Source organism: Pantoea sp. UBA6567, assembly GCF_002434165.1.
GTDB classification, from domain to species: Bacteria; Pseudomonadota; Gammaproteobacteria; order Enterobacterales; family Enterobacteriaceae; genus Pantoea; species Pantoea eucrina.
The window spans coordinates 1-24,679 of the sequence record NZ_DJJN01000012.1 but is presented as its reverse complement, the minus strand read 5'-3'; the positions used below and the strand labels follow the sequence as shown (position 1 = coordinate 24,679).

Sequence of the window (24,679 nt, the reverse complement as noted above, 5' to 3'; positions counted from 1 at the left end):
ACCTTCCCGCTAACACTCTGATAACGGACCTGCTTCCGGCAGGTCTGCGGATAACTATGACCTTTTCATCTCAGAAACCGCACGTGCTGATGACCGGCGGAGACCCTCGCCTGCATCCCGAATTTATTTGTCTGCAAAACGAAATCAAGAAGCTCAGCCATCCCGCCCGGCCCGATATTAACTGGCTGCAGGTGATGGAGAGCTGCACCCGGCTTTTCGGACAGGCTGGAGCAGATCTGCAGTCTGTTTGCTGGTTTACGCTGGCGCTTTCTCATCTTGACGGCGCTAAGGGGCTGCAGGAGGGGCTCAGGGTCACGGAGGCACTGATGTGCTCACGCTGGCAGACGCTCTGGCCCCACCAGCCTGCAGACCGGATAGCGATCCTGAGAATGCACTTTCAGCGTCTGCAGTTTCTGTTACGCACCTGGCCGGCGGAGAAGCCTGATACGCAGATCGCGCTGAAGGCGTGCGCCACATATCTGGATCTGATTGAGCAGCATCTGGCGCAGGCGGGCCTCAACGCCGCGAGCGGTATCCGCCAGCTGTGCGATAAAGTCAGAACAGCAGCCGAAAACGCGGAGACGTCACCGGGCCAAAGCGACATGGCGACCGCACGCAGAAGCCGCCCGCGCGAGCCGCTTTCCGGCCCGGATCCGGCAACGGCAACGCCTCCGACCTTTATCATTCATCCCGAATCAGAGCCTGAACAGACATCATCAGGGCGTTATATCAGGCCTTTTATCGCCGGCATGGCCGCTATGCTGGTGGTTGTTGCAACAGGCACAGGCGGCTGGCTTTATGCCCGCCAGCCCGGTGAAAATACGCGTATGCTCTCTGCTGCCGTACCCGCGCTTCCTCATTCGCTGACGGAAGAGCAGCGGGCAGGCATCCGGCAGGATCGGCGTATCAACGCAGCAGAGTGGATCAACACGATCAAAACACAGTCTGAACGGCTTGATGCCGCCGGGATTGGCAGGACAGGAAGCTACGGCGCCGACGTTGCGCTGCTGGCCGGCTCGATCTGGCCGGCTGAAGAGTTAACGCGCCGGCTGCTGATGGACGCGCTCGCCAGGAGAGAGGCGATGACAGCCTCGCCGGAAGCGGCAGGTGCCTGGCAGCAGGGGATGGAAAAACTCAGCCTGCTCAGTGAAAAGCTGAATGCGCTTGATGAGAAACGGGGGCGTTACCTGACCGTCAGCGAGCTGAAGTCAGCAATATTTTCCACACAACAGGCATTCAGCCTGCATATCCCCGCTGAAGAGTGGCTGCGCCGCTATGAAGATTCTGCCTCTCCGGCCGGGGAGGCGCAGTTTAAACGGGCAATCAGTGAACTGCAGGCGCGATACGACATGATTCGCCTTCGCAGGGCAGCCGCATTGAGAGGCTCAGCGGCACAGGAGAGCGGATCTTAAATAAAACCGACGATCTGCTTATTATCAGCGAGTGAATGACAATGATCCCGACTGATCTACCCCGACATGCTGCACTGGCAGTGAGCGCTGCGCTCATCGTTATTTTTATCGATTTCGTCCGGTGCTTCTCCGGGTGATGTGATAAATCTGACTGGTACAGAGAGCCTGGGTGAGAACAATCTTTACAGCATGCCATAAAGATTTTCACAACAGTAATTCAATCGCTGGATCGTCTTTTCTCGCATTAAGTGGGGAAGTTCTGATATGGCATTGACTCCTGCCATCGCCATTTTGCCGCCACTCTAAAATCAGGAAACAAAAAAGCCACCCTGAAAGGTGGCTTAACTGCATGATTTTCATCATTAAATTTGGTGGCCCCTGCTGGGTTTGAACCAGCGACCAAGCGATTATGAGAACCATAACAGCCAACCGATAATCAATGACTTAGATAATAATCAAAGGGTTACAAAATCAATATCAGGCAATATCGGGCAATATTCCTAACTTCATGCGACACTTTTGCGACACTTTAATGGGTTCAAGTTGATCGCCTCTTCCAAGTGGTTCGGAGCGAAATGTGCGTAACGCATTGTCATTTTTATGTCGGTGTGTCCGAGGATTTTTTGCAGCACGAGAATGTTGCCACCATTCATCATAAAGTGACTGGCGAAGGTATGGCGTAAAACATGCGTCAGTTGTCCGGGAGGTAATTCAATTTCAGCGCGCTCCAGAGCATTTCGGAAAGCGTAGTAACATGGTGTGAAAATTGCGCCTGTTTTCTTTGGTAACTGTTCAAGCAGGGCTGCATCAACGGGTATGGTTCTGTTACGTTTACCTTTGGTTTTAATAAAGGTAATTTTACCCGGCGTGATCTGCGAGCGTTTCAGAGTCTCAGCCTCACCCCAACGCGCACCGGTAGATAGACACACTTTCACAATCACTTCTAAATCTTTAGCGCTACTGTTTCGGCATTCTTCCAATAGTCGATCTATCTGCTCATCAGTCAGATAAGACATCTCACTTTCATCAATACGAAACTGGCGCACGTTTTCGAGTGGGTTGGGTGGAGACCATTCACCCAGCCTTTTAAGCTCATTAAAAACGGCCAGAAAGTAGGCGTGTTCAAGATTCATGGTACGAGGAGAGACTTGAGCAATACGCTTAGTACGAGCAAACTCCCCTTTAAGGCGCTTTGCTCTGTAAGCAGTAAATAGTGGCGCACTGAATTCTGTAGCTAGAGGAGAGCCCATACACTCGGCAGCCCATAGCATAGTGCTTTTGCGCTTTTCACCATCAGACAATGTGATGCCGTGTCGGTCAAACCACAAATGAACCAAATCAGCTAAGCGGCGGCGATCTTTTCCATCACCGAGCCAAGGTGAGTCCTCTATCGTTTGAAGAGTGTAATTTTCAAATGCCAAAGCTTCGCCTTTGGTGGCGAATTTTTTTCGGACTCGCTTTCCTTCCTTTCCATCACTCCGGTTAACAGAGTAGAAATCAGCGACCCATTGGCCTGTGGGGAGTTTTCGTACCGTCATATCAACTTATTGTCAGAACGACTTTACCAATTGCTTTGATGTCATCAATTCCGCATTCAAAGCTTGTTTCACCTGAGCCTACGCGTAATTTTCTAATAGGGATTCGCGTAAGGGAGCGAAAACCGGCTTTTCCTTCGATCTCCACTAACCAGTGCCCGTCCTGAATCTCATCCAATCCACGCGCAACTATGTAGTTCACGTCTTTATCTTTAACACTAACCAAATTTTGGTCGCTAGCCACATCATCATTAAGCAAAGAAGAATCAAAAATTAGACTGCCTGCATCCTCAAGTCGGCCATCAATTAGCTTTAGTCTATCTATGCTGCTGCCCATCGGTGCGCTTTTTCCAAAGCTCTCACCTTTTCCTGAAATTAACCATTCAATGTTGGCGCCGGTTTCTATGGAGCACTGTAGAACGATATCAGCCGGAAAAACCTCGCGTTTATAGCGCGAAGACAGGCTGCTGGAAGCTATGCCAAGGTGTTCCGCGAGTTCAACTTTTAAGTTGAATCCGTATGCTTCGACAACCCTATCGAGGGCTTCAGCGCTTGAAGACGGGAAAGAAAAATTTAGATGTGAACTCATGTAGCTTGACTCTCCATTTATGGAGGTATAGTCTCCATCTCGTTAGCTTAAGTGAACATATTGACCTACATTGACCGATATTGACCTATCGGTAAACCTAATGGAGTTTGCATCATGCGACCTAGCATTACAATCGTCATCCCTGAGCCTTATCTCCCGCTTGAAGAATATTGCCGACGCACTGGCACAAAGTATGAAACAGCTAAGAACCTGATTGAATACGGAAAGTTGCCCATCAAGCCTAAGGGGACTCAGAAAAAAGGCTTAATCGAAATCAACATGGCCGCACTAACGATTCAAGCGCTGAGCGAATGTGATATTTCGCTTAATGCGTAATAAATCTTAGATATTAGACAAGGACTAATCATGTTTGATTTTAAGGTTTCCACCCATAGCCACTTTGACGAAGCCTGCCGCAAGTTCGCTCTTACGCACAACATGACAGAGCTGGCTCAGCAAGCCGATATGAAAGTTCAGACTTTGCGTAATAAGTTAAATCCCGATCAAGTGCATCAACTTAGTGTGGCCGAAATGCTTCTGCTGACTGATCTGACAGAAGACGCGACATTGATAGATGGAGCGTTAGCACAACTGCAATGTCTTCCATGTGTGCCGGTGAATGAAGTAGCAGACGAGAAGTATTCAGCATACGTTCTGAAAGCAACTGCCGAGGTTGGCATGTTGGCAGCTAAAGCGGCAAGCGCTGAGAAAATCACAGCCACCTGCTGCCGTGGCGTTGTCGAAGCGGCCAATACTGGCATTCGCTGCCTGATGCTGGCCGCAATTGCAGTGCAGAGCCGCATTCATTCCAACCCCACTTTGGCGTCTACCGTTGATGCAATCAGCGGCCTAAGCGCTTCAGTTGGTTTGAACTGAGGGGCGCGCGATGATTTCATTTGCAGCCCACCTCAAGCGCCAAAGCCCATCAATGTCATATGGCAATGGTTGGATTATGGGCGAGAACGGCAAGCGCTGGCATCCATGCGCTGACCAAAAACTTTTATTACGCGATCTGACAACTAAGCGCACCGGTTTAATAAACCGTCTGCGTAAAATTTTCGGTGGTTAATATGACGCGAGTTTTATGGGAAGTACCAAAGCAACACGAACCCGCCAGTTTTTCCAAAATTCATTTGATGGGCGCGCGTGTTGATAAAATTCAGCCAATGACGTTTGATGAATTTCGCAAAAGGTGGCGTCAGATGCGTGATAACAACGCAAACCCGGCACTGCGTTATTTTAATCATCAAAATGATGAGTTTAAGTTCTGTGTAATGACTCTGGCTAATCGTGAGAATCCGAGGACATTTAAACCCGAGGAAATCGGAAAGCCTTTTGAATATTTCGATGAGCGCCGCCGTGAGTTAATAATCATTGCAATGAATAAAGTTGCACGCTGGGGACGGATATTACCCCGCCAGTTTTCAACTGCTGACTGTTTTTTACCTGAGTAAATAAGGCTTAAAAAATTAATGGCGTAAACCCGCCGGGCATTCTTTTGCCTTCAATAAGGAAAGTATATGGAACTGAATAAAACCAAAGAAATTAATGAATTCTATGAGCAACCTCTCGATGTAATGCTTCGCGACGTACGTTTGGATGAGCGACGTAACCGGGCCGAGTTAATGGCATCAAGGTTGAATGTTCTCGCCTGGAAAATCAGTAGCGGTGAACTGAATCATGTAGAAGCCGCTGAGTTGCTGCGCGAGGAGTCCGTAAAAATTCAACACCAAGCACAGGAGTTGCACTAATGGCCGACTCAATGGATCTGGTGCAGCAACGTGTACAGGAAGAGCTGGCGCGTAACGTGGCAAACGCTATTCATCGCCCATCAGGGGCAAGTGAATTTTTCTGTCTTTCATGCGGCGAAGAGATACCGGAGGCGCGCCGCCGTGCGCTGCCGGGCGTTTCTTTCTGCGTTACCTGCAAAGAAATCAGCGAGCTGAAAAGCACGCATTACAAAGGGGCGGCATTATGAACACCATTCTGAAATGGCCGGGAAGTAAAGTCCGTGTAATGGCTGATTTGTCGGCTCACCTTCCTGCAGGTAATCGCCTTGTTGAGCCGTTCGCTGGTTCATGCGCGGTTATGATGAATACCGATTACCCGGAATATCTGGTCGCTGATATTAATCCCGACCTCATCAACATGTACCGGCAGATTAAAGAGCATACTAGCCCGTTTATCGTGGTAGCGATGGCATTATTCAGCCAAAACACCACAGAAGAAAGTTATTACCGCGTACGTAAGGATTTTAATGAAAATGTATCTATGCCCCTGCTGGAGCGTGCGGCGAACTTCCTGTATTTGAACCGCCACGGTTATCGTGGAATTTGCCGCTACAACCTTAAGGGCGAATTTAATGTTCCATTCGGACATTACGCAAAACCTTATTACCCACTCTACGAAATCGAAATGTTTGCTGAGAAGGCGCAGCGCGCGACGTTCATTTGCGCTGGTTATCAGGAAACGCTGAGCAAGGTGAAATCTGGTGATGTTGTTTATTGCGATCCGCCATATCACGGCACATTCACCGAATATCACACTGGCGGCTTTGATGAAGATGAGCAGCACTCGCTGGCCTGTTATCTGCTGGGCATTTCCGAGCGTAACCCGGTAATTCTGTCTAACAGCGACACGCTTTTTACTCGCAGTATTTATCGCGCATTCGACATTACAAAAATCACTGTAGCTCGTTCGGTTGGCGTCAAAGCAGGTGATAAAAAGCGCGCTTCAGAAATCATTGCCGTGCGTAAGCCAGACTTAGTAAGTAATGGGGTAGCAGCATGACTACATTTCATTTTTTGAAAATCTGGCCTGAGCATTATCAGGATGTAATTAGTGGAATGAAGCGGGCAGAGCTGCGGAAAAATGACCGTGATTATTCTGTCGGCGACTCTTTAATTCTCAAAGAATATCAGCCTAAGACCGGGAAGTTCACCGGCTTAGAGGTTCATGTAGTCGTAACGCACATAACAGATATAAACGAGTGGCTTCCGGGCTATGTAATGCTGAGCGTTGAACTGTTAGCGCGGGATAGGTCGTGATCTCCAGTGAACCATATGCTTACCCGTGGAATGCACCACGGGAAGCCATCGCCAGCCCTTATCCCACCTATGAGGAAATGCACAGCCGCAATCAAATGATTGCGGCTTTAGTGCGTGCGCAGGAACTACTCGACCAGCAGCCGACACTGGTACAACTCGACGTCAAGCGCCGCATAAGTGAGCTTGAAAAATCACAGGGTATAGCCCGTGCCAATGCGTACTTTACGAAGACTTTCGTAGAGCGCACATTGCCACGCGTTGAAGTTGTCAGTGCGCAGTATCGCCTCGGTGAAATGAACGCCGGCACAATTAATCTGCTTACTAACAATGCACCGAAAGATATCGGAGCAGCAAGAGTTGGCGGCACGGTATGGGAGTTAATGCGCCGCTTCAACCGCTTACCCAATATGGCGAGAGCAGATATTGATTTGCTGGCCGGTGATCTGGCTAATTTCATCCTGGCTGAAACAGTGCAGGCACATGCTGTGGTTTGTGATGAATCGGATTACAAATACACGCACCGTCTTTACATGACCGCCGCCACCATCACGCGCGAATTCAACCAAACGCCACCGCTGTGGGAAAAGGTTACTTCCAGATTATTTGACCCGGAAGAAGTAACCCCGGCGATCCGGCGCATGCAAACTGAAAAGTGGTGGAAAAGTAAGTTGCGCCGCGTTGCTGCTTCATGGCGTGAACATTTGCAGATCGCGCTGGCAAACGTCAGTAAGAAACATACCCCTTACGCCAGCAGCATGAACATTGCTGAATGGCGCGAGCAAAAGCGCCGCACGCGTGAATTTCTAAAGTCGCTTGAGCTGGAAGATGAAGAAGGCAACCGCATCAGCCTGATCGACAAATACGACGGAAGCGTTGCTAACCCTGCTATCCGTCGTTGCGAGCTTATGACGCGCATCCGTGGCTTTGAAAATATCTGCAATGAAATGGGGTTTGTCGGTGAGTTCTACACGCTGACCGCTCCGTCACGCTATCACGCAACAATTAAGACCGGCCATCGCAACCGCAAATGGAACGGTGCAAGCCCGGCTGACACGCAACGCTATCTATGCAGCGTCTGGCAAAAAATCCGCGCCAAATTACACCGCGAAGAAATTCGCATATTCGGCATCCGTGTTGCCGAGCCACATCACGACGGCACACCCCACTGGCACATGCTGATGTTTATGCGTCCTGAGAATGTGGATCAGGTACGGCAGATAATCCGCGATTACGCATATCAGGAAGACTGCGGCGAGCTGACAACCGATAAAGCACGCAAAGCACGCTTTCATGCGGAAGCTATCGACCCGGAGAAAGGCAGCGCCACCGGGTACGTGGCTAAATATATTTCAAAGAACATCGACGGCTACGCTCTCGATGGCGAGTTGGACGATGAAAGCGGTAAAGAGCTGAAAGAGACTGCGTCGGCAGTTTCCGCATGGGCTGCACGCTGGCACATCCGCCAGTTCCAGTTTGTGGGCGGCGCGCCGGTGACGGTTTATCGCGAGCTGCGCCGTATGGCCGACAGCGAAACCGCACATGGTCTAAGCGTTGAATTTGCAGCTGCGCATGATGCAGCGGACGTCGGAGATTGGGCTGGTTACGTAAACGCGCAGGGTGGGCCGTTTGTACGCCGTGACGATCTGGCGGTGCGCACCTGGTATCAGCCAGGCGAAGAAGTTAATGAGTATGGCGAAGAAACCGTGCGCATTAAGGGCGTCTTTGCTACCGAGGTTGGGGCAGATACGCCAATTTTAACTCGCCTGGCACATTGGAAAATTGTTCCAAAGCGCTCGCTTGATGCCGTCTTTGAAAGCGCGCCGAAGCCGCTTTCAGCTCTAGATGTTGACCTTGATTTGGCCTTTGAATTTTTGGACGCGTCCGCGTCCTCTCGGAGTTCTGTCAATAACTGTACGGGGGCTTTGAGATCTGAGGATTCGAACCCACCGGAAAGTTTCAAAATAATCGACATCAAAAGCCTGAGTGCCAAAGAGCGTCGGCAACTTCTGGCTCGAATAAGGGCGGATCAACCTAAAAAGCGACACCTTAAGTTAAGGAGATCAGACAAGGTTGAGGCTGCTTGCGACAACGTAATCAGTCAGGTGAAAGATTTATGCGGCGAATCAATTAGCCGCGGATTGGCTGTACGTCTAATTGGCGGCACGCAAACTGAAATCGCAGGAAAAATTATCCGCAGCTCTGCTTATGGCGACTTGTTAAGGCCAAAAAATGAAGCTGGCAGCACTGGAGTATTAGCCAGATTTAACCGATTGGCTGATTCGGTTAGAGCAAAAAACGCTCATTAATGGGCTAAGGTTAACTAAGCGGAGAATTTTGTTAGGCAAATTTAAGTGATTTTAGGTGGTTGTTAGCCGCTGGGTTAATGCAGATAAAGCCTTGTCATATCATGAAGATAAAAACCCCTGTCAACTACCACATTTTTCTTCCGCTTAATCTGAATGCTATGCTACTGTATAGATGTACAGTGATTTTGATGGGGAGGGCGCGTGGATAACGATTTACAAGAGCGGGTAATGCTTGAGCGTGTCGAGTTGATTGCTCGGCTAACTAGTGAAGGGATTTGCAAAGAACGAGACAGGGAGATTGCGCTTAGTCTTATCGCTGAGATCGCGAGTAACACCACGATGGCTAATAAACAATTTTCAGTCGTATTTTCGGCTGTGCCACTTGATAAATAATCCTTGAGGTTGCTGCGATGCGAATTGAAATCATGCTCGATAAGAATCAAAAGCTAAGCCAATCAATTTTGAGTGCTTTTCAAGATGAAGTCAGCAGGCGAGTTCTCGCGCTATTCCCTGAAACCATTGTGCGGGTTCGCCAGGGTAGTTATGCAAACATTGAAATGCTGGGATTCAATCTCGATGAAGACAAGCGCCGCCTGCATGTTTTACTGCAAAACGTCTGGGAAGATGACAGCTGGATGCATTAAGTAAACGTTGCGGGCGTCAAAATCTTGATTTTGACGGAAGCAAGGTTGAACAACGAGCACTGCGAGGCGTTAGCTGCAAGTGCTACCCGCTCTTCTAATATGATGTTTTAAATTATTATTTATCAATGATTTGGATAGATTTAGTCTGTTGACATTTCAATTAAAACATTCTATTGAATGTCGTAAAATTAATCTCTATAATGCCGCCCGCTTTTGATTGACGGTTAAGATCGGTTAAGTTAGCTTGGTTATGTTGATTGCATAAAAGTGTGAGCACTTTAAGGGAGGGGAAAATGTTTAGCTCTGAACAAATCGCTAATAAATTTATTGAGCTTGCTCTGTCGCAAGGCAGCCCAATTACTCCAATGCAAGCTCAAAAACTAACCTACATTGCGCATGGTATTTCGTTGGGGCACCGAGGGACTGGTTTGCTGCAAGAGCCAGTTAGTGCTTGGCGTTACGGACCAGTAACCCCTTCTCTTTATCATGCTCTCAAGCGCTATCGCTCATCGCCAATTACTAACAAAGTACCTGATTATGGTTACTTTAAGCCCGACCCTGCATTAGATGTTTATGCTAACCAGGTGGTAAAAGCGGTCTATGACACTTATGGCCGTTATAGTGGCGAAGTATTATCTGAGTTTACTCATCGTGAGGGGACTCCGTGGCATCAAACCTACACTAGCGGCCAAAGCATTATATCCGACGGTGTTATTAGTGATTATTACAAAAGGTTGATGTCTAAAGATCCTACTTGCATAGGACTCTAAGCGAATTTAAGATTAATCCCGTTTAACAAACGGGATTTTTTTATGTCTGATTCTGAAGCAACGAAGTTACAAGAAGAAACTAAAGCTACAGAACAGGCGGTAAGTGGCGTAGTTGAGATTGCTAACCTTCCTCCGTTAGGCGCTTTGCCCGAACCTCCACCTGCCGTTCAAGGCCCTCCTAAGCAAGGTGATGATTGCAGTGCTTCAGAGCCGCTCGAAACCAGTGATGAAGATGAGCTGCAAAATACATGGCTATCAAATATTGATTCAAGGCTGAAGCTTATAGAGGCAAATGCTTCAGCAGCTATAAAACATGCAGAAGCCGATGGTAAGCAAACCGATAATTCGCTACGTCGAGATATGGCGGATAAAACGTTTGGTTTCATGGAAAAATGGTGTGCTTTTGTTGCCCTAATCATTTTTATTTACGTTGCAAAGCATGAGGGCGATCCGCCTACTGAAGTCATTTTGGCATTGCTGGGCACTTGTACAGTCAGCATCATTGGGCTGGTCGGATTTGTTGTTAGTGGTCTTTTCAAAACTCCAAAATCAGATTCTAAGTAGCATGCATGACTATGCTGCATGAAATCGCATGATCCCAAAAGGATCATTTCTGCTCCGGCCCGCCAGTTCTGGTGGGCTTTTGTTTATGTCTTGCAGGTGCATGAAAACCACATCGTAAAGCGCGCAGGCGTGGCGGGGGTACGAGCGCGCGCTAGCGCTATTAGCGATGATAATTGCTGATCACTGCTTGAGGTATGTCGCGGTACTTGAAATTTGTGCGGCTGCTGTATTGATTAATCATTGGACCCATGTTTAAGTAATTTTTACTACTAAGTGATTGATACATGCATTCTTTATGCAAAGGAAATTTGATGACTGATAAAAAGTATGATGCATTACTAATCGATACTTCTGTTTATAAAAACTATAAATATAAATTCGAGCTTGGTGTTTTAAAAACTCTCTCACAATTCAAAGAGAGTGATATAGAGTTTATTATGACGGATATAATTCAAAGGGAGATTATTTCGCATCTTAACGAATCTATACACAAAGCTAGAACACAATTAGAAAGTTCTCTGCAAGATGCAATGGAACATTTATTTTTTGATGGTAGTGATTTAAATGCACACAGAAGCTCGCTTCTGAACGAAGAACTTATTTCATCCCTTGCAAAAAAAAGAATGGATGATTTTATTGATAAGTGCGGTATAAATGTCTTAGCTACAGAAGATTACGCTCCAATAAAAGAGCTTTTTGATCGTTACTTTTGCACAAATCCACCTTTTGAAAATAAGAGCAATAAAAAGCACGAGTTTCCTGATGCTGCGATACTTTTAACAGCGGAAGAATGGGCTAAAGACAATACGATGTCTGTGTTGGCTGTTGCACGTGATGGAGGTTGGAAGGCTTTCTGTGACGATTCTGACTACATTGACTACATTGAAGAACTTCCACAAGCATTGACGTTCTTTCAAAAAGACACAGCTCCGTTTGCTCTTAGAGATTTAGTGAAGAAAGATTTAAAAGATGGCGAAGATGGAAAGTTACACAGCAGGCTATTTGACGAGGTTACTAGAAAATATGGGCAATTTAATATTGAAGCAGAAGCTAATTCTTATCTGCAATATGAAAATGACGAAGCATATGCTGAAATAAAATGTGTGGAATTTGATGGTGAAATTGATCTCATTGATAGTGATGAGGAGATTGTTACCTTTAGTACTTCAGTTGAAATAACCTATTATGTCCAAGCTTCGTTTGATTTTTATCAGTTCGATTCTGTTGATAGAGAGTATGTGGGGATGGGGGGGAATCATTGTGAGCAAGACATAGTTGAAACTGCCACTTTGGTATTTACTATTCAGTATGATTTAGGAAGCGATTTCGATTTGGGTGAGATAGAAATTGCAGACTGTGAAGTTGATGGCTTATTAAGTGTTGCTGATTTCGGTGAGGTTGAGCCATTTAGAGATCCTTCCGATTATCACGATTAAAAGCCGCATTTAATAGCGGCCTTTTGATTTCTAATCGTTATCCAGCTGATAAGGCATAAATCTTACGATATCCTCTTCTAGCCAGTTGTTAATTTCCTCAAATCTTTTTTGAAGTGGAATTAACTCATTGCGCACAAACACGCGGCTGGCCTTTTCAACATCGCCAAAGCCGCCGGTATTATTAGGAATGATGCCCATCATCTGCGGTGGCACGCGGTGCGCGGCCATCATGTCGTCACGGCTCACGTTCTTGATGTTCAGGAACTCATCTTTAGCCGCCACTTCTGACAGCGGGATGATCTGAATCCCGTCCTTCTTCCCGTTAGGCGAGTACATAAACAGGTTGCGGAAGTTCCCCGGCCCCTTGGCGCTTTTCATTGCCTGGCGGATATTGTTCACGTCTTCCTGATTCTGAGCGGCGTCGGTCATGTACATGATGAAACCGGCGTGGCTGCCGTTCAGGTAGTATTTGCGGCGGAACAGCGTTGCCGACTCGTTTAGCAGGGTGGACGGGATCGCCGAAAGGTATTCCGGCAGGCCGTAAACCTCCTGATTTAAATCCGGCTCCATCAGGTGAAACACGCTGCCTTTGGTGAACTCATAAGGCTGCGTGTTCATGCCGTACTGCACGAACCAGTAGGTGTCTAAATCGGTGCCGCGTCGCGTGAATTTAGCCAGTGCCGGCTCAAGTGCCAGCACGCCGCCGAGCCTGTTGGTGCGCTTTTCCAGATAGGCATTACCAAACACCAGATAGTCCTGCACGAAGCGGCTAAACGCCTGCTGGCTCAGCAGTGGATGCGGAATGAAGGTGCTGGTCAGAATGTTGCGCTTCACGTTGATCGGCGAGCTGTGATGCACGGCGGCGCGGAACGTGCGCGCCAGCCCGTCAAAGCTCACCGGCGGCTCATACCATTTATCCATCACCACGCATTCCACGTAGTCCAGCAGCTCGCGGCGGTCCAGCACCGGCACGGGGTCGCCAAAGGTGAACGCTTCTGCCGCCGGGCCGCCTGTCATCTGTTGCTGCTGCACGGGCTGCGTGCGCGTACGGTTCCTGCGTTTGCTCATTTAAAAAATCTCCATAATGTTGCCGGTGTGGGCGGCTTCGCCCTGTAACGGTTCGTTTGCCAGCGCGTGCATGGTCGCCCACGCCAGATCGGCGTGGCTCGCTTCTTCGCTGCGGCTGGCTTCGTAGGTCGGGCGGTTGCCGCTGGCCGTGGTCGCGCGGCGGATTGCCATAAATGACTGTGCGATGTCGAGGTGCCCGGCATCGAACTCCAGACGCCCGCTGCTGATGATGTCAAACGCCTTCAGCACCAGGGCGTTTTTGACGTTCGGGTTATAAACGAACTCTTTCACCGCCGGGAAAAACATCTTCACGTTCTCGTACACGCCGAGGCCGACGCCGGTGGAGTCGATGCCGATATAGGTCACGTTGTACTGCTGCGTCAGCTTTTTGATGGACTCGGCCTGCGCGCGAAAGTCCATGCCGCGCCACTGATGGCGCTCCAGAATACGGAACTTGCCGCCCGGCACGGCAGGCGGGGCGATCACCACGCACCCGGCGCTGTCGCCGTTCTGCGTACCCTTTGCCGGGTCGTAACCGATCCACACTTCGCGCCAGCCGAACGGCCGCAGCGCCAGCGCTTCGAAATCTGCCCACACCTCCCAGCTGTCCACCATGCATTTTTGCAGCAGCTGCAGCGGGAAAACGGACGCCAGATCGTCCACGAATTCGCACATCAGCAGGTTCTGGTATTCCGGCGGGCTGTATTCTAGGCGCAACTGGTCGAGGTCAAACAGGTTACAGCCGCCGCGCACGGCGTCCTCAACGGTGACAATCTGGCGGAACTGGCCGTCATCGCAGAAGCGGCCCGGCGACAGGTTCATGTGCGACAGGTCGATGTCCACACGGTCCGCCTTGGCGCGGCCCCGGTTGAACAGGCCGCCGGACCAGAACGGATAGGCGCTGTGCGTCAGGCTGGACGGGGTGGAAAAGTAGGTCTGGCGCCACTTTTTGTGCAGCGCCATGCCGGACGCTACCTTGCGCAGCTCCTGGAATTTCGGGATCCAGAAGTATTCATCCAGGTACAGGTTGCCGTGGTAGCTCTGCGCGGTGCGGGCGTTGGTGCCGAGGAAGTAAAGGCACGCCCCGTTGCTGAGCGTCATCGGGTCGCCTTTCAGCTCAACGTCCACCTCTTTGGCGAACTCAATGATGTACTGCTTGAAGACGTGGGCCTGCGCCTTACTGGCTGACAGGAAAATCTGGTTGCGCCCGGTGGTCAGCGCATCCAGCAGCGCCTCGCGGGCAAAGTAGTAGGTGGCACCAATCTGGCGCGACTTCAGCACGTTGCGGATGCGGTGCTTGTTGCCCGCGTCCCACCACTGGCGCTGGTAGCCGAACATGGAGCCGTGGAAAATCTCCTGCAGCTTCTCCACCTGCTCGTCGGTAAACACGTTCTTTTCCGGCGGCTTGCGCGGTCCGCTGTTGCGGTTGGCTACGTTCGGATTGAGATCTGCCTCGTTGCCGCCGTTGCTGAACTTGCCGATGCGGGCGTGCCGCTCTGACTGGCGCGCCAGCAGGTCAATCTCCTTAAAGTCTCTCCCTTCTTTTGTCTCCTTCATGATCAGCTGGCAGTAGCGCGCGGCGGTGGTCAGCTGCATCTGGTCAAGCGGGCCGTAGTTGCCCCACTTGTCGCGCTTCTTCCAGCTGTGAACGGTTGCGGGTTTCTCTCCCAGCATTTCAGCAATGCGGGCGATGCGGTATCCCTGAAAGTACAGCAGCATGGCCTGCCTGCGGGGATCGAGGTCTTCGGGGGCGAGTGTCGTTGTCATGGCCCCAAAATACGGCCCCGCCGGTCCCTTTTCCGCCGTCTCTCATTGTGTGGCTGGCCGCACAACGTGCGCGCGTTGTTTCACACCCCTCTGAACCGCAAACATAAGGCTTCTAAGCGTTTTATCTCAACGGAGCCTGGCTCATGACAGTAACTGCAAAACGTTTTCGGATCGGGGTGGAAGGTGCCACCACGGACGGACGCGAAATTTCCCGCGAATGGCTGGTACAGATGGCCGCCGCCTACAACCCAGCGGTTTACACGGCAACCATCAATCTGGAGCACCTGAAATCGTACTCGCCGGACAGCACCTTCAACCGCTACGGCACGGTGAGCGCGCTAGGGACGGAGGAAATCATCGACGGTCCGCTGGCCGGAAAGCTGGCGCTGTATGCCGACATCCTGCCGACGGAATCCCTCGTGGAGCTGGTAAAAAAAGGCCAGAAGCTGTTCACCTCCATGGAAGTCAGCACCAAGTTTGCCGACACCGGCAAAGCCTATCTGGTTGGCCTGGCTGCTACCGACGACCCGGCAAGCCTCGGCACCGAGATGCTGGCCTTCAGCGCCAGCGCGCAACACAACCCGCTGGCAAAGCGCAAGCAGCACCCGGAAAACCTGTTCACCGCTGCCACCGAGACCGTGATCGAGCTGGAAGTAGTGGAGGACAAGCCCGCGTTGTTTGCCCGCGTCACCGCGCTGTTCAGCAAAAAGCAGCAGTCCGACGACGCACGATTTTCAGACGTGCATAAGGCGGTGGAGCTGATTGCCACTGAGCACCAGGACTACGGCACCCGCACCGACAAGACGCTGGGCGAGCAGGCGGAACGCCTGAGCAAGCTGGAAACCGAGCTGCAAACGCAGTTGACCGACCTGAAAGAGCAGAAGGCGGACTTTGCCGAACTGAAAGAGCAGCTGGGCCGTGAAGACAGTCGCGCCGATTTCCGCCAGCGCGCACCGGGTGGCAATGCGCCAGCCGAACACCTGACCAACTGCTAAAGGAGCAGCATATCCCATGAAAAAACTTACCCGCTTTGCCTTCAACGCCTTTCTGGTGCAGCTGGCGCGAGTCTATAAGGTCGAACAGGCCGAGCTGTCCGGCAAATTCAGCGTTGAGCCGTCTGTAGCGCAGACGCTGGAAGATACCATCCAGCAGTCCACCGCATTTCTGACGCTGGTTAACGTCATTGGCGTCACCGACCAGTCCGGCCAGCTGCTGGGCCTAGGCGTCGGCAGTACCATCGCAGGCACCACCGACACCACCGCTAAAGACCGCGAGCCGTCCGATCCCACCGCGATGTCGGACATTGAGTACAAATGCGAGCAGACCAACTTTGATACGGCGATCACCTACGCGAAGCTGGACCTGTGGGCGAAGTTCCAGGACTTCCAGACGCGCATCCGTGACGCCATCGTGAAGCGTCAGGCGCTGGACCGCATCATGATCGGCTTCAACGGCACAGAGCGCGCCAAAACCTCCAATCGCACCGCCAACCCGCTGCTGCAGGATGTTAATAAGGGCTGGCTGCAGAAGGTGCGCGAAGATGCGCCGGACAACGTGCTGGGCAGCGTGACCAAAGACGGCGAAACCACCGCTGATCCGGTGAAGGTGGGCAAGGGTGGCGTTTATGCCAACCTCGACGCGCTGGTAATGGACGCGGTCAACGAGCTGATTGACCCGATTTTCCAGGACGACGACGAACTGGTGGTGATCTGCGGGCGTGAACTACTGGCGGATAAGTATTTCCCGCTGGTTAACAACGAGCAGGACAACACCAACAAGCTGGCCGCCGATCTCATCATCAGCCAGAAACGTATGGGCGGCCTGCAGGCGGTGCGTGCGCCGTACTTTCCGGCCAACGCCGTGCTGATCACCCGCCTGGATAACCTGTCTATTTACTGGCAGGAAGAGTCCCGCCGTCGCTCGATCATCGACAACCCGAAACGTGACCGCATCGAAAACTTTGAATCGGTCAATGAGGCGTATGTGGTTGAGGATTACCGCTGCGCTGCGCTGGTTGAAAACATCACTATTGGTGATTTCACCGCTGGCGCGGGAGCGTAAGTCATGAGCCTGAGTCCCGCACGGCAGCACCGCCAGCGCGTCCAGGCTGAACAGGCCGCCCGTCAGGGCGGCAGTGTTCGCCACGCCAGCGGCTACGAGCTGATGCTGATGCAGCTCGGCGAGGACCGCCGCCGCCTCAAGGGCATTCAGTCCACCGTGAAGAAGGCCGAAATCAAGGTGGAAGTCCTGCCGAAATACGTGCCCTGGGTGGACGGCGTACTGGCCACCGACGGCGCGCAGCAGGATGACGTGCTGATGTACGTGATGCTCTGGCGCGTGGATGCCGGTGATTATGCCGGTGCGCTCGCCATTGGCCGCCACGCCATCCGCCACGGCTGGTCGATGCCGCAGGGCTTTAACCGCAACGTGCAGACACTGCTGGCCGAAGAAATGGCCGACGCCGCTAAAAACGCCATCGTGGCAAAAACCGACTTTGACCCCGGCCTGCTGATGCAGACGCTCGACGTGATCGGCGAACTGGACATGCCCGATCAGTCACGCGCGCGCCTGCACAAGTCGCTCGGCTGGGTGCTGCGTGAAGGACAGCCGGTTGCCGCGCTGAACCATCTGCAGCAGGCCATGCAGCTCGACGAGCGCTGCGGGGTGAAAAAAGACATTGAGCAGCTGGAGCGGAAAATCCGCAACGCCAGCTGATAACCGGACGTGCCCACGCGCGGGGCGGCACGGGGTGGCGACAGGCAGCGCCGCATCAAAACCCCGTCCACCGCCCACCTATTCAGGAGAAATAAGGCATGCAGTTTGTAGCGCCGGAAAAGGCGACGGGAACGCCGGAAATTATCCCCAACAACTCATTCTGGCCGGACATCGATCTGGCGACGTTTCGCAGCGTCATGCGCGTTGACGGCACCGTGACGCCGCAGCGCCTGAAGCAGGTGGTGCTCACCGCGATGGCGGAGGTCAACGCGGAGCTATACCCGTGGCGCGAACGGCAGGAGCTGCGCGGCTATAACAGCCTGGCGAATGTGCCAGCGGAAGAGCTGGCCGGGCGCAGCGTGCGACTCCATCACTATGAAAATGCGGTGTGGTGCTGGGCGCGCGCGGTGCTGAACGAGCGCTATCAGGACTATGACGCCACCGCCGCCGCAACAAAGCGCGGGGAAGAGCTGGAAAACGGCACCGGCGACCTGTGGCGCGACGCGCGCTGGGCCGTCAGCCGCGTTCAGAACGCGCCGCACTGCACAGTTGAGCTTATCTGATGAAAGTGCGCGCGCAGCAGGGCGACACGGTGGACGAAATCTGCTGGCGTCACTACGGGCGCACGCAGGGCATGACGGAGCAGGTTTTGCAGGCAAATCCGGGGCTGGCGGAGCACGGCCCCCTTTTACCGCACGGGCTGGAGGTGGAGCTGCCGGACGTGACGGCGGCGGCCACCGTGCAGGCCGTCCAGCTTTGGGACTGAATCATGTGGGAAAAAATCAGCACCGGGATCGTCTGGTTCATCGCGCTGGCAATGGCGTGGCTGGGCGACCTGTCGCTAAAGGATGTTTCAACCGTGGCCGGGGTGTTAATCGGCCTGCTGATGGCAATCATCAGCTGGTATTACAAGCGCAAAACCTATCAGCTGCTGGCCGCCGGGCGCATCACGCGGGAGGAATATGAATCTGCAAATCGTTAAGCGTTGCACCGTTGCCGCGGTGCTGGCTATCGCCGCGACGCTGCCGGGGTTCCCGCAGCTGCACACCTCCGTCGAGGGGCTGAAACTTATCGCCGATTATGAGGGTTGCCGCCTGAAGCCGTACCTGTGCGACGCGGGCAAGTGGACCGACGGCATTGGTAACACCGTCGGCGTGGTGCCTGGCCGGACCATCACCGAGCGGCAGGCGGCGGGCAACTTCATCACCAATGTTTTACGCGTTGAGGCGGCACTGGCGCGCTGCGCTGCGGTTTCCATGCCGCAGCCGATTTACGACGCGCTGGTGTCGCTGGCGTTTAACGTTGGCACCGGCAACGCCTGCGGCTCGACCATGGTGGCACTTATTAAACAGGAGCGCTGGCGCGATGCGTGCTATCAGCTACCGCGCTGGGTGTACGTGAAAGGCGTATTTAATCAGGGGCTGGATAACCGGCGAAAACGTGAGCTGGCATGGTGCCTTAAAGGAGTCTGAAACGATGAAAAATACAAAACTGAACCGGGTGATAAACGTTATTTTTGTGGTGCTGCTGCTGGCAGCGCTTTTTCACCCGAACAGCGCCGCCGTGTCTCTGGTTGTCGGCGTTGTATGGCTACTGAATATCGTGGTGGCAGCGCTGTCAGGGCTGGCCGTACTTGTACTGATTTCTGAGGGCGACGTGCGGCAGAAGCTAAAAAAGGCACTGAGTAAATTTTTCGTTCCCGGCGAGCTGCCCCTTATCAGCAAAGTCTTCGGCTGGGTGGTGAAGCTGCTGATCGTTATGTCGCTGGCTTTTTCCGGCTGGATTATCACGCTGGTCTGTTACGCGCTGGCGGTAGTTGTCTTTAACCTGCTGCGCGCTCAGCTGACGGAGCAGGCAACAGCATGATGCGCGCGCTTGCGGCGGTGGTGCTTGTTCTGATTGCCGCCCTTGGCGTGCAATCGTGGCGGCTAAGCACCGCCCATAACAAAATTGACGCGCAGGTGAAGGATTTAGCCGCGCAGGGTAAAAAGCTGTCGCAGAAAAACGGCCAGCTGATTGCTCTAAATATTCTGACGCAGACCAGCAGCCGGGCGCAGACGCAGCTATACGCCGCCGCCGAGCAGAACGGCACGCTGCTGCGTGACCGGCAGCGCACCATTGAGGAACTTAAACGTGAAAATGAAGAGCTTCGCCGCTGGGCTGATGCCCCTTTGCCTGATCCTGTTATCCGCCTGCGCCAGCGTCCGGCCCTCACCGGAGGTCAGTCTTACCGTGAGTGGCTGTCCGCGAATCACCCCGTGCCGCCTGGACGAAGCCGCACCGCGCCGTAACGGCGACCTGCTGGCGCAGCTGGATGACACCGAGGCCGCATGGGCGGCCTGCGCCGATAAGGTAGACACCATCATCAGCTGTCAGGATAAAGACGATGAACAAGCCGCAGTCCTTGCGAAACGCCCTGAATAAAGCCGTGCCCTACGTGGCCGACAACCCGGACCGCCTTCACCTGTTCGTTGATAACGGCGCGGTAGTTGCCACCTCCGCCGCGTCGATTTCGTGGGAGTACCGCTACACCCTGAACGTGGTGGTGACGGACTTCACCGGCGACCAGAATCTGCTGATGGCGCCCGTTTTATTCTGGCTCGGCGTCAACCAGCCGGACGCCCTGCAGAACGCCAGCGAGCGGGAGCGGCTTTTCACCTTTGAGGCTGACATTCTCGGCAATGACCGCTGCGACATCAGCATGAACCTGAAGCTGACGGAGCGTGTGATCGTGAAGGAAGTGGACGGCGTGATGTCGGTTGAGGCCGTGCCGGAGCCGGAAGCGCCAGACGAGTTTTGGGCAAGTAATCATGGCTGAACTACACGAGATTGATGCCTGGCTGAATGCGTTACTGGCGCAGCTGGAACCCGCAGCCAGAACAAAGATGCTGCGCGAGGTGGCGCGCGACGTGCGACGCATTCAGCAGGGCAACATTACGCTGCAGCGCAGCCCGGACGGAACCGCATGGGAGCCGCGACGCGTCAGTGCCCGAACCAAGCCGGGCCGCATTCGCCGCAAGATGTTTGCGAAGCTTAAAACGGCCAAATATCTCAAGGCGCAGGCAAACGCAAACATGGCTGAAGTTGCTTTTGTTCCGGGCGTGCAGAAGCTGGTCCGTGTTCATCACTACGGGCTGCGTGACAGGGTGAACCGGAGAGGCACCGAAGTGAAGTATGCGGAGCGACCCCTCCTGGGCATCAATAACGAAGTGGAAAGCTCGGTGCAGGAAACGCTGCTGCGCTGGCTGGCCGAGTAGTTCTTTGTGCCATCCCTCAGACAACGCCGGAGAGATGCCCGGCCCCTTTCTAAGTGACACTCTCAGACCATGAACGACAAACTCACCGAAATTATGCGCCTTATCACCAACCTGATCCGCACCGGCATCGTGTCCGAGGTGGATGCGGGTAAATGGCAGTGCCGGGTGAAAACGGGCGACCTTGAAACCAACTGGATTAACTGGCTCACGTTGCGCGCCGGGAATACCCGCACATGGTGGCAACCGTCTATCGGCGAGCAGGTTGTGCTGCTGAGCCTCGGCGGAAATCTCGAAACCGCGTTTGCGCTGCCCGCTATTTATTCCGATGCATTCCCGCCGCCCGATTATTCAGAGAACGGCAGCACCACCGTGTTCAACGACGGCGGCTGGTTCCAGTACGAGCCGGACACCGGCCAGCTGCTGATTAAAAATATCAAAAGCGTGCGCATTGAGGCCGCCGAGGGGATTCAGCTGATCACCGACCAGCTGGGCGTTGACGCCAGCCGGACGCAGATTAACAGCCAGACCGTGATGAACGGCGACGTGACGCAGGGCGGCGGGGATATGAGTTCTAACGGCGTGGTAGTCGATAAGCATAAACACGGCGGCGTGAAGTCTGGCGGCGACACATCCGGAGGCCCGCAATGATGTATCTCGGCATGAACCGCGACACCGGCGAAGCCATCACCGACACCGAGCACATCCGCCAGAGTGTACGCGACATTCTGATCACGCCGGAAGGCAGCCGCATCGGACGGCGTGAATACGGTTCGCTGCTGTCGGTGCTGATTGACCAGCCGCAGAACGACGTTGTGCGCCTTCAGGTGATGGCGGCGGCCTATACCGCGCTGAGCCGATGGGAGCCGCGTATCCGCCTCAGCTCTTTGAATATTACCAGCGCCTTTGATGGCTCCATGGTGGTTGAGCTGACCGGCCAGCGCGCCGACGGTTCGCCGCTCGCAATGTCCGTTTCAACGGGGGTGAACAGTGGCAGTAATTGATCTTTCGCAGTTGCCCGCACCGGAAGTGATCGAGGTGCCGGATTTTGAAACGCTGCTTGCCGAGCGCAAGGAAGCGCTGATTGCGCTCTATCCGGCGGACGAGCAGGCCGCCATGCGCCGCGTGCTGGCGCTGGAGTCCGACCCGGCGGTGAAGTGCTTACAGGAAAGCGTGTACCGCGAAATCCTGCTGTGCCAGCGCATCAACGAGGCGGCGCAGGCGATCATGGTGGCTTATGCGCGCGGCAGCGACCTCGACCAGCTGGCCGCGCGCAACAACGTGCAGCGCCTGACCGTCACCCCGGCCACCCCGGACGCCGTGCCGCCGGTGGACGCGGTGATGGAATCCGACGACGCGCTTCGCGTGCGCGTGCCGGAGGCGTTTGAGGGATTATCGGTTGCCGGTCCGACGGCGGCCTACGAGTTTCACGCCCGCAGCGCGGACGGACGGGTGCAGGACGTGTCCGCCATCAGCCCGTCACCGGCCACGGTGCTCATCACCGTGCTGAGCCGCGAGGGCAACGGCGCGGCGCCCGCTGATTTACTGAGTACAGTGGACAAAGCGCTGAATGACGACAGCGTGCGCCCGGTGGCGGACCGCGTGACCGTGCAGGCAGCAAACATTAACGACTATCGCGTGCAGGCGAAGCTGCACCTGTTTGACGGCGTGGCCGCCGCGCCCTGTCTGGAGGCGGCAAACGCACGGCTGGCTGCCTACCTCACCGAGCAAAAAAAGCTGGGCCGCAGCGTGCGCCGCGAGTCTTACGGGGCGGTGCTGCGCGTGGCCGGTGTGGACTGGGTGGATATCACCGAACCGGCAGAGGACATCATCATGGACCGCACGCAGGCGGGCAACTGCACCGCCACGGACATCAGCGTGGCGGATGACGGGGTGATGGCATGAGTAACAGCCTCTTACCGCCTGGTTCATCCGCGCTTGAGCGCCGTCTGGCGCAGGCGTGCAGTGGAATTTCCGGCCTGAACGTGCCGCTGCGCGACCTGTGGAACCCGGACACCTGCCCGGTGACATTTCTTCCCTATCTTGCCTGGGCGTTTTCGGTGGACCGCTGGGACGAAAGCTGGGCGGAAAGTGTGAAGCGCAAGGTGGTGAAGGACGCGTTTTACATCCATCAGCACAAGGGGACCATCAGCGCGATCCGGCGCGTGGTTGAGCCGTTCGGATTTCTGATCCGCGTGATTGAGTGGTGGAAGAACGGGGACGCGCCCGGCACGTTTCGCCTGGACATCGGCGTCCAGGACGAGGGGATTACGGAGGAAACCTATCAGGAGCTGGAGCGGCTTATCAGCGACGCCAAGCCGTGCAGCCGCCATCTGATCGGGATGTCCATCAACCTGCAGACCAGCGGCCCGTATTTTGTCGGCGCAGGCACCTACATCGGCGAAGAAATCACGGTTTATCCCTACATCAACGAAACCATTATTTCCGGCGGCACCGCGTACGACGGCGGGGCGCTGCACATTATTGACACAGTGAGAGTGAACCCATGAGCGCAAAATTTTACACCCTGCTGACGGACATCGGCGCGGCAAAGCTTGCCAGCGCTGCCGCCCTCGGCGTGCCGCTGAAAATCACGCAGATGGCCGTGGGCGACGGCGGCGGCGTGCTGCCCACGCCGAGCGCGCAGCAGACGAAGCTGATTGCGGAGAAGCGCCGCGCTGACCTGAATATGTTGTACATCGACCCGCAGAACAGCAGCCAGATTATTGCCGAGCAGGTTATCCCGGAAACCGAGGGCGGGTGGTGGATCCGTGAGGTGGGCCTGTTCGATGACACGGGCGCGCTGATTGCCGTCGGCAACTGCCCGGAGAGCTACAAGCCGCAGCTGGCCGAGGGCAGCGGGCGCACGCAGACCGTGCGCATGGTGCTGATTACCAGCAGCACCGACACCATCACGCTGAAAATCGACCCGGCGGTGGTGCTGGCGACCCGTAAATACGTTGATGACAAAGTGCTGGAGCTGAAGGTGTCCGTGGACGACCTGATGGCGAAGCACCTCGCCGCCGCCGACCCGCACACGCAGTACGCGCCAAAGGAAAGCCCGACGCTCACCGGCACGCCGAAAACGCCAACGGCGGCAGCGGGCAATAACTCGCAGCAGATTGCCAGCACCGCGTTTGTGGTGGCGGCGCTTCAGGTGCTGACCTCCGGCGCGCCGGGCACGCTGGACACGTTCAAAGAACTGGCGGCGGCCATCAATAACGATCCGAACTTTGCCACCACCATCGCTAATGCGCTGGCGCTGAAGGCACCGCTGGCCAGTCCGGCGCTGACCGGCACGCCAACCGCACCGACGGCGGCGCAGTCTGTGAATAACACGCAGCTGGCGACCACGGCGTTTGTGAAATCAGCCATTTCTGCGCTGGTAGCGTCCTCACCAGCGGCGCTGGACACGCTGAACGAGCTGGCGGCGGCGCTCGGCAACGATCCGAACTTTGCCACTACGATGACCACAGCACTCGCCGGAAAGATGGACATCAGCAAGAACGGCAGCGATATCGCGAACGTCCCGGCGTTTCTCGCAAACCTTGGTTTAGGCGAAGCCGCGAAAA

At 54.1% G+C, this 24,679-nt stretch carries 36 protein-coding genes; 32 read left to right on the top strand and 4 right to left on the bottom strand.

Annotated elements, in window-relative coordinates:
- Nucleotides 1-56: 56 nt before the first annotated feature.
- Entirely contained in the window at nucleotides 57-1,412 is a 1,356-nt protein-coding gene (locus tag B4M48_RS17280) for a VasL domain-containing protein (protein ID WP_039380435.1), read from the top strand.
- A 506-nt stretch (nucleotides 1,413-1,918) separates the two neighbouring features.
- Here B4M48_RS17280 and B4M48_RS17275 read toward each other — a convergent pair.
- Both B4M48_RS17275 and B4M48_RS17270 read right to left on the bottom strand, forming a co-directional pair.
- Complete coding sequence (locus B4M48_RS17275; protein WP_288657480.1) at nucleotides 1,919-2,950, bottom strand: phage integrase; 1,032 nt, start codon at nucleotides 2,948-2,950, stop codon at nucleotides 1,919-1,921.
- A gap of 1 nt (nucleotide 2,951) precedes the next feature.
- Complete coding sequence (locus tag B4M48_RS17270; RefSeq protein ID WP_288657478.1) at nucleotides 2,952-3,536, bottom strand: phage repressor protein CI; 585 nt, start codon at nucleotides 3,534-3,536, stop codon at nucleotides 2,952-2,954.
- A 114-nt stretch (nucleotides 3,537-3,650) separates the two neighbouring features.
- On the opposite strand from B4M48_RS17270, the gene B4M48_RS17265 reads away from it, so the two are divergent.
- The 14 genes from B4M48_RS17265 (at nucleotide 3,651) to B4M48_RS17200 (ending at nucleotide 12,303) form a co-directional block, all read left to right on the top strand.
- Nucleotides 3,651-3,872, top strand: a complete 222-nt coding sequence (locus tag B4M48_RS17265; protein WP_288657476.1) for a regulator — start codon at nucleotides 3,651-3,653, stop codon at nucleotides 3,870-3,872.
- Between the two features lie 30 nt (nucleotides 3,873-3,902).
- Entirely contained in the window at nucleotides 3,903-4,412 is a 510-nt protein-coding gene (locus B4M48_RS17260; RefSeq protein WP_288657474.1) for a phage regulatory CII family protein, read from the top strand.
- A gap of 10 nt (nucleotides 4,413-4,422) precedes the next feature.
- Complete coding sequence (locus tag B4M48_RS17255) at nucleotides 4,423-4,605, top strand: phage filamentation protein Fil family protein (RefSeq protein ID WP_288657472.1); 183 nt, start codon at nucleotides 4,423-4,425, stop codon at nucleotides 4,603-4,605.
- 67 nt (nucleotides 4,606-4,672) lie between these two features.
- Nucleotides 4,673-4,990: a hypothetical protein gene (locus B4M48_RS17250; RefSeq protein ID WP_288657525.1), complete on the top strand. Its 318-nt coding sequence runs from the start codon at nucleotides 4,673-4,675 to the stop codon at nucleotides 4,988-4,990.
- Nucleotides 4,991-5,056: 66 nt separating this feature from the next.
- Entirely contained in the window at nucleotides 5,057-5,287 is a 231-nt protein-coding gene (locus B4M48_RS17245; protein WP_288657471.1) for a DUF2732 family protein, read from the top strand.
- Complete coding sequence (locus B4M48_RS17240) at nucleotides 5,287-5,514, top strand: TraR/DksA family transcriptional regulator (protein ID WP_288657470.1); 228 nt, start codon at nucleotides 5,287-5,289, stop codon at nucleotides 5,512-5,514. The genes B4M48_RS17245 and B4M48_RS17240 overlap by 1 nt, the downstream gene beginning before the upstream one ends.
- Nucleotides 5,511-6,326: a Dam family site-specific DNA-(adenine-N6)-methyltransferase gene (locus B4M48_RS17235; protein ID WP_288657468.1), complete on the top strand. Its 816-nt coding sequence runs from the start codon at nucleotides 5,511-5,513 to the stop codon at nucleotides 6,324-6,326. The genes B4M48_RS17240 and B4M48_RS17235 overlap by 4 nt, the downstream gene beginning before the upstream one ends.
- Nucleotides 6,323-6,583, top strand: coding sequence for a DUF3850 domain-containing protein (locus B4M48_RS17230; protein ID WP_288657466.1), 261 nt, complete (start codon nucleotides 6,323-6,325; stop codon nucleotides 6,581-6,583). The genes B4M48_RS17235 and B4M48_RS17230 overlap by 4 nt, the downstream gene beginning before the upstream one ends.
- Complete coding sequence (locus B4M48_RS17225; RefSeq protein WP_288657464.1) at nucleotides 6,580-8,889, top strand: replication endonuclease; 2,310 nt, start codon at nucleotides 6,580-6,582, stop codon at nucleotides 8,887-8,889. The genes B4M48_RS17230 and B4M48_RS17225 overlap by 4 nt, the downstream gene beginning before the upstream one ends.
- 201 nt (nucleotides 8,890-9,090) lie before the next feature.
- On the top strand, nucleotides 9,091-9,282 hold the full coding sequence (locus tag B4M48_RS17220; RefSeq protein ID WP_288657462.1) for a hypothetical protein: 192 nt from the start codon (nucleotides 9,091-9,093) through the stop codon (nucleotides 9,280-9,282).
- A gap of 17 nt (nucleotides 9,283-9,299) precedes the next feature.
- On the top strand, nucleotides 9,300-9,533 hold the full coding sequence (locus B4M48_RS17215; protein ID WP_288657460.1) for a DinI-like family protein: 234 nt from the start codon (nucleotides 9,300-9,302) through the stop codon (nucleotides 9,531-9,533).
- Between the two features lie 293 nt (nucleotides 9,534-9,826).
- Nucleotides 9,827-10,303, top strand: coding sequence for a Panacea domain-containing protein (locus B4M48_RS17210; protein ID WP_288657458.1), 477 nt, complete (start codon nucleotides 9,827-9,829; stop codon nucleotides 10,301-10,303).
- 42 nt (nucleotides 10,304-10,345) lie between these two features.
- A complete protein-coding gene (locus B4M48_RS17205; RefSeq protein WP_288657457.1) occupies nucleotides 10,346-10,867 on the top strand; it encodes a hypothetical protein in 522 nt (173 codons plus the stop codon).
- Between the two features lie 311 nt (nucleotides 10,868-11,178).
- Nucleotides 11,179-12,303: a PIN domain-containing protein gene (locus B4M48_RS17200; protein ID WP_288657455.1), complete on the top strand. Its 1,125-nt coding sequence runs from the start codon at nucleotides 11,179-11,181 to the stop codon at nucleotides 12,301-12,303.
- Between the two features lie 30 nt (nucleotides 12,304-12,333).
- Here the strand turns inward: B4M48_RS17200 and B4M48_RS17195 are convergent, their stop codons facing one another.
- Together B4M48_RS17195 and B4M48_RS17190 are read right to left on the bottom strand one after the other, a co-directional pair.
- Complete coding sequence (locus B4M48_RS17195) at nucleotides 12,334-13,371, bottom strand: phage portal protein (RefSeq protein WP_288657453.1); 1,038 nt, start codon at nucleotides 13,369-13,371, stop codon at nucleotides 12,334-12,336.
- The gene (locus tag B4M48_RS17190; protein WP_288657452.1) at nucleotides 13,372-15,138 is read right to left on the bottom strand and encodes a terminase ATPase subunit family protein; all 1,767 of its coding nucleotides are present in this window, start codon (nucleotides 15,136-15,138) and stop codon (nucleotides 13,372-13,374) included.
- Between the two features lie 143 nt (nucleotides 15,139-15,281).
- On the opposite strand from B4M48_RS17190, the gene B4M48_RS17185 reads away from it, so the two are divergent.
- From B4M48_RS17185 to B4M48_RS17105, 17 genes are all read left to right on the top strand, one after another.
- Complete coding sequence (locus B4M48_RS17185; protein ID WP_288657450.1) at nucleotides 15,282-16,133, top strand: GPO family capsid scaffolding protein; 852 nt, start codon at nucleotides 15,282-15,284, stop codon at nucleotides 16,131-16,133.
- Between the two features lie 16 nt (nucleotides 16,134-16,149).
- Nucleotides 16,150-17,199, top strand: a complete 1,050-nt coding sequence (locus tag B4M48_RS17180) for a phage major capsid protein, P2 family (RefSeq protein ID WP_288657448.1) — start codon at nucleotides 16,150-16,152, stop codon at nucleotides 17,197-17,199.
- Nucleotides 17,200-17,202: 3 nt separating this feature from the next.
- The gene (locus B4M48_RS17175) at nucleotides 17,203-17,853 is read left to right on the top strand and encodes a terminase endonuclease subunit (RefSeq protein ID WP_288657447.1); all 651 of its coding nucleotides are present in this window, start codon (nucleotides 17,203-17,205) and stop codon (nucleotides 17,851-17,853) included.
- A 98-nt stretch (nucleotides 17,854-17,951) separates the two neighbouring features.
- Complete coding sequence (locus B4M48_RS17170) at nucleotides 17,952-18,416, top strand: head completion/stabilization protein (RefSeq protein WP_288657445.1); 465 nt, start codon at nucleotides 17,952-17,954, stop codon at nucleotides 18,414-18,416.
- Entirely contained in the window at nucleotides 18,416-18,619 is a 204-nt protein-coding gene (locus B4M48_RS17165; RefSeq protein ID WP_288657443.1) for a tail protein X, read from the top strand. The genes B4M48_RS17170 and B4M48_RS17165 overlap by 1 nt, the downstream gene beginning before the upstream one ends.
- Nucleotides 18,620-18,622: 3 nt before the next feature.
- Entirely contained in the window at nucleotides 18,623-18,835 is a 213-nt protein-coding gene (locus B4M48_RS17160) for an HP1 family phage holin (protein ID WP_179452097.1), read from the top strand.
- Entirely contained in the window at nucleotides 18,816-19,325 is a 510-nt protein-coding gene (locus B4M48_RS17155) for a lysozyme (RefSeq protein ID WP_288657441.1), read from the top strand. Before B4M48_RS17160 ends, B4M48_RS17155 begins: the two co-directional genes overlap by 20 nt.
- A gap of 4 nt (nucleotides 19,326-19,329) precedes the next feature.
- Complete coding sequence (locus tag B4M48_RS17150; protein WP_288657439.1) at nucleotides 19,330-19,719, top strand: DNZ54_00345 family protein; 390 nt, start codon at nucleotides 19,330-19,332, stop codon at nucleotides 19,717-19,719.
- Nucleotides 19,716-20,144 carry an Rz-like lysis system protein LysB gene (gene lysB / locus B4M48_RS17145; protein WP_288657438.1) on the top strand — a complete coding sequence of 143 codons (429 nt, stop codon included), beginning with the start codon at nucleotides 19,716-19,718 and terminating at the stop codon, nucleotides 20,142-20,144. Before B4M48_RS17150 ends, lysB begins: the two co-directional genes overlap by 4 nt.
- Complete coding sequence (gene lysC, locus B4M48_RS17140; protein ID WP_288657523.1) at nucleotides 20,029-20,277, top strand: Rz1-like lysis system protein LysC; 249 nt, start codon at nucleotides 20,029-20,031, stop codon at nucleotides 20,275-20,277. Before lysB ends, lysC begins: the two co-directional genes overlap by 116 nt.
- On the top strand, nucleotides 20,240-20,671 hold the full coding sequence (locus B4M48_RS17135; protein WP_288657435.1) for a phage tail protein: 432 nt from the start codon (nucleotides 20,240-20,242) through the stop codon (nucleotides 20,669-20,671). The genes lysC and B4M48_RS17135 overlap by 38 nt, the downstream gene beginning before the upstream one ends.
- On the top strand, nucleotides 20,664-21,110 hold the full coding sequence (locus B4M48_RS17130; protein WP_288657434.1) for a phage virion morphogenesis protein: 447 nt from the start codon (nucleotides 20,664-20,666) through the stop codon (nucleotides 21,108-21,110). The genes B4M48_RS17135 and B4M48_RS17130 overlap by 8 nt, the downstream gene beginning before the upstream one ends.
- Nucleotides 21,111-21,179: 69 nt before the next feature.
- On the top strand, nucleotides 21,180-21,758 hold the full coding sequence (locus B4M48_RS17125; RefSeq protein WP_288657433.1) for a phage baseplate assembly protein V: 579 nt from the start codon (nucleotides 21,180-21,182) through the stop codon (nucleotides 21,756-21,758).
- Nucleotides 21,755-22,111, top strand: a complete 357-nt coding sequence (locus tag B4M48_RS17120) for a GPW/gp25 family protein (protein WP_288657432.1) — start codon at nucleotides 21,755-21,757, stop codon at nucleotides 22,109-22,111. The genes B4M48_RS17125 and B4M48_RS17120 overlap by 4 nt, the downstream gene beginning before the upstream one ends.
- Nucleotides 22,098-23,012 carry a baseplate assembly protein gene (locus tag B4M48_RS17115; protein ID WP_288657431.1) on the top strand — a complete coding sequence of 305 codons (915 nt, stop codon included), beginning with the start codon at nucleotides 22,098-22,100 and terminating at the stop codon, nucleotides 23,010-23,012. Before B4M48_RS17120 ends, B4M48_RS17115 begins: the two co-directional genes overlap by 14 nt.
- Nucleotides 23,009-23,617 carry a phage tail protein I gene (locus B4M48_RS17110; protein ID WP_288657429.1) on the top strand — a complete coding sequence of 203 codons (609 nt, stop codon included), beginning with the start codon at nucleotides 23,009-23,011 and terminating at the stop codon, nucleotides 23,615-23,617. The genes B4M48_RS17115 and B4M48_RS17110 overlap by 4 nt, the downstream gene beginning before the upstream one ends.
- A partial coding sequence (locus B4M48_RS17105; protein ID WP_288657428.1) for a phage tail protein occupies nucleotides 23,614-24,679 on the top strand: 1,066 nt, incomplete at its 3' end. The genes B4M48_RS17110 and B4M48_RS17105, both read left to right, overlap by 4 nt.

Excerpts from the sequence above, each read along its gene's own strand:
- B4M48_RS17200 (WP_288657455.1), top strand. The coding sequence starts at position 11,179 with ATGACTGATAAAAAGTATGATGCATTACTAATCGATACTTCTGTTTAT.
- B4M48_RS17265 (WP_288657476.1), top strand. The coding sequence starts at position 3,651 with ATGCGACCTAGCATTACAATCGTCATCCCTGAGCCTTATCTCCCGCTT.
- B4M48_RS17190 (WP_288657452.1), bottom strand. The coding sequence starts at position 15,138 with ATGACAACGACACTCGCCCCCGAAGACCTCGATCCCCGCAGGCAGGCC.
- B4M48_RS17175 (WP_288657447.1), top strand. The coding sequence starts at position 17,203 with ATGAGCCTGAGTCCCGCACGGCAGCACCGCCAGCGCGTCCAGGCTGAA.
- B4M48_RS17230 (WP_288657466.1), top strand. The coding sequence starts at position 6,323 with ATGACTACATTTCATTTTTTGAAAATCTGGCCTGAGCATTATCAGGAT.
- B4M48_RS17275 (WP_288657480.1), bottom strand. The coding sequence starts at position 2,950 with ATGACGGTACGAAAACTCCCCACAGGCCAATGGGTCGCTGATTTCTAC.
- B4M48_RS17210 (WP_288657458.1), top strand. The coding sequence starts at position 9,827 with ATGTTTAGCTCTGAACAAATCGCTAATAAATTTATTGAGCTTGCTCTG.
- B4M48_RS17215 (WP_288657460.1), top strand. The coding sequence starts at position 9,300 with ATGCGAATTGAAATCATGCTCGATAAGAATCAAAAGCTAAGCCAATCA.
- B4M48_RS17135 (WP_288657435.1), top strand. The coding sequence starts at position 20,240 with ATGAACAAGCCGCAGTCCTTGCGAAACGCCCTGAATAAAGCCGTGCCC.
- B4M48_RS17120 (WP_288657432.1), top strand. The coding sequence starts at position 21,755 with ATGATGTATCTCGGCATGAACCGCGACACCGGCGAAGCCATCACCGAC.
- B4M48_RS17205 (WP_288657457.1), top strand. The coding sequence starts at position 10,346 with ATGTCTGATTCTGAAGCAACGAAGTTACAAGAAGAAACTAAAGCTACA.
- B4M48_RS17170 (WP_288657445.1), top strand. The coding sequence starts at position 17,952 with ATGCAGTTTGTAGCGCCGGAAAAGGCGACGGGAACGCCGGAAATTATC.
- B4M48_RS17160 (WP_179452097.1), top strand. The coding sequence starts at position 18,623 with ATGTGGGAAAAAATCAGCACCGGGATCGTCTGGTTCATCGCGCTGGCA.
- B4M48_RS17270 (WP_288657478.1), bottom strand. The coding sequence starts at position 3,536 with ATGAGTTCACATCTAAATTTTTCTTTCCCGTCTTCAAGCGCTGAAGCC.
- lysB (WP_288657438.1), top strand. The coding sequence starts at position 19,716 with ATGATGCGCGCGCTTGCGGCGGTGGTGCTTGTTCTGATTGCCGCCCTT.
- B4M48_RS17180 (WP_288657448.1), top strand. The coding sequence starts at position 16,150 with ATGAAAAAACTTACCCGCTTTGCCTTCAACGCCTTTCTGGTGCAGCTG.
- B4M48_RS17150 (WP_288657439.1), top strand. The coding sequence starts at position 19,330 with ATGAAAAATACAAAACTGAACCGGGTGATAAACGTTATTTTTGTGGTG.
- B4M48_RS17185 (WP_288657450.1), top strand. The coding sequence starts at position 15,282 with ATGACAGTAACTGCAAAACGTTTTCGGATCGGGGTGGAAGGTGCCACC.
- B4M48_RS17255 (WP_288657472.1), top strand. The coding sequence starts at position 4,423 with ATGATTTCATTTGCAGCCCACCTCAAGCGCCAAAGCCCATCAATGTCA.
- B4M48_RS17245 (WP_288657471.1), top strand. The coding sequence starts at position 5,057 with ATGGAACTGAATAAAACCAAAGAAATTAATGAATTCTATGAGCAACCT.
- B4M48_RS17130 (WP_288657434.1), top strand. The coding sequence starts at position 20,664 with ATGGCTGAACTACACGAGATTGATGCCTGGCTGAATGCGTTACTGGCG.
- B4M48_RS17260 (WP_288657474.1), top strand. The coding sequence starts at position 3,903 with ATGTTTGATTTTAAGGTTTCCACCCATAGCCACTTTGACGAAGCCTGC.
- B4M48_RS17240 (WP_288657470.1), top strand. The coding sequence starts at position 5,287 with ATGGCCGACTCAATGGATCTGGTGCAGCAACGTGTACAGGAAGAGCTG.
- B4M48_RS17280 (WP_039380435.1), top strand. The coding sequence starts at position 57 with ATGACCTTTTCATCTCAGAAACCGCACGTGCTGATGACCGGCGGAGAC.
- B4M48_RS17110 (WP_288657429.1), top strand. The coding sequence starts at position 23,009 with ATGAGTAACAGCCTCTTACCGCCTGGTTCATCCGCGCTTGAGCGCCGT.
- B4M48_RS17250 (WP_288657525.1), top strand. The coding sequence starts at position 4,673 with ATGGGCGCGCGTGTTGATAAAATTCAGCCAATGACGTTTGATGAATTT.
- B4M48_RS17165 (WP_288657443.1), top strand. The coding sequence starts at position 18,416 with ATGAAAGTGCGCGCGCAGCAGGGCGACACGGTGGACGAAATCTGCTGG.
- B4M48_RS17155 (WP_288657441.1), top strand. The coding sequence starts at position 18,816 with ATGAATCTGCAAATCGTTAAGCGTTGCACCGTTGCCGCGGTGCTGGCT.
- B4M48_RS17235 (WP_288657468.1), top strand. The coding sequence starts at position 5,511 with ATGAACACCATTCTGAAATGGCCGGGAAGTAAAGTCCGTGTAATGGCT.
- B4M48_RS17125 (WP_288657433.1), top strand. The coding sequence starts at position 21,180 with ATGAACGACAAACTCACCGAAATTATGCGCCTTATCACCAACCTGATC.
- B4M48_RS17195 (WP_288657453.1), bottom strand. The coding sequence starts at position 13,371 with ATGAGCAAACGCAGGAACCGTACGCGCACGCAGCCCGTGCAGCAGCAA.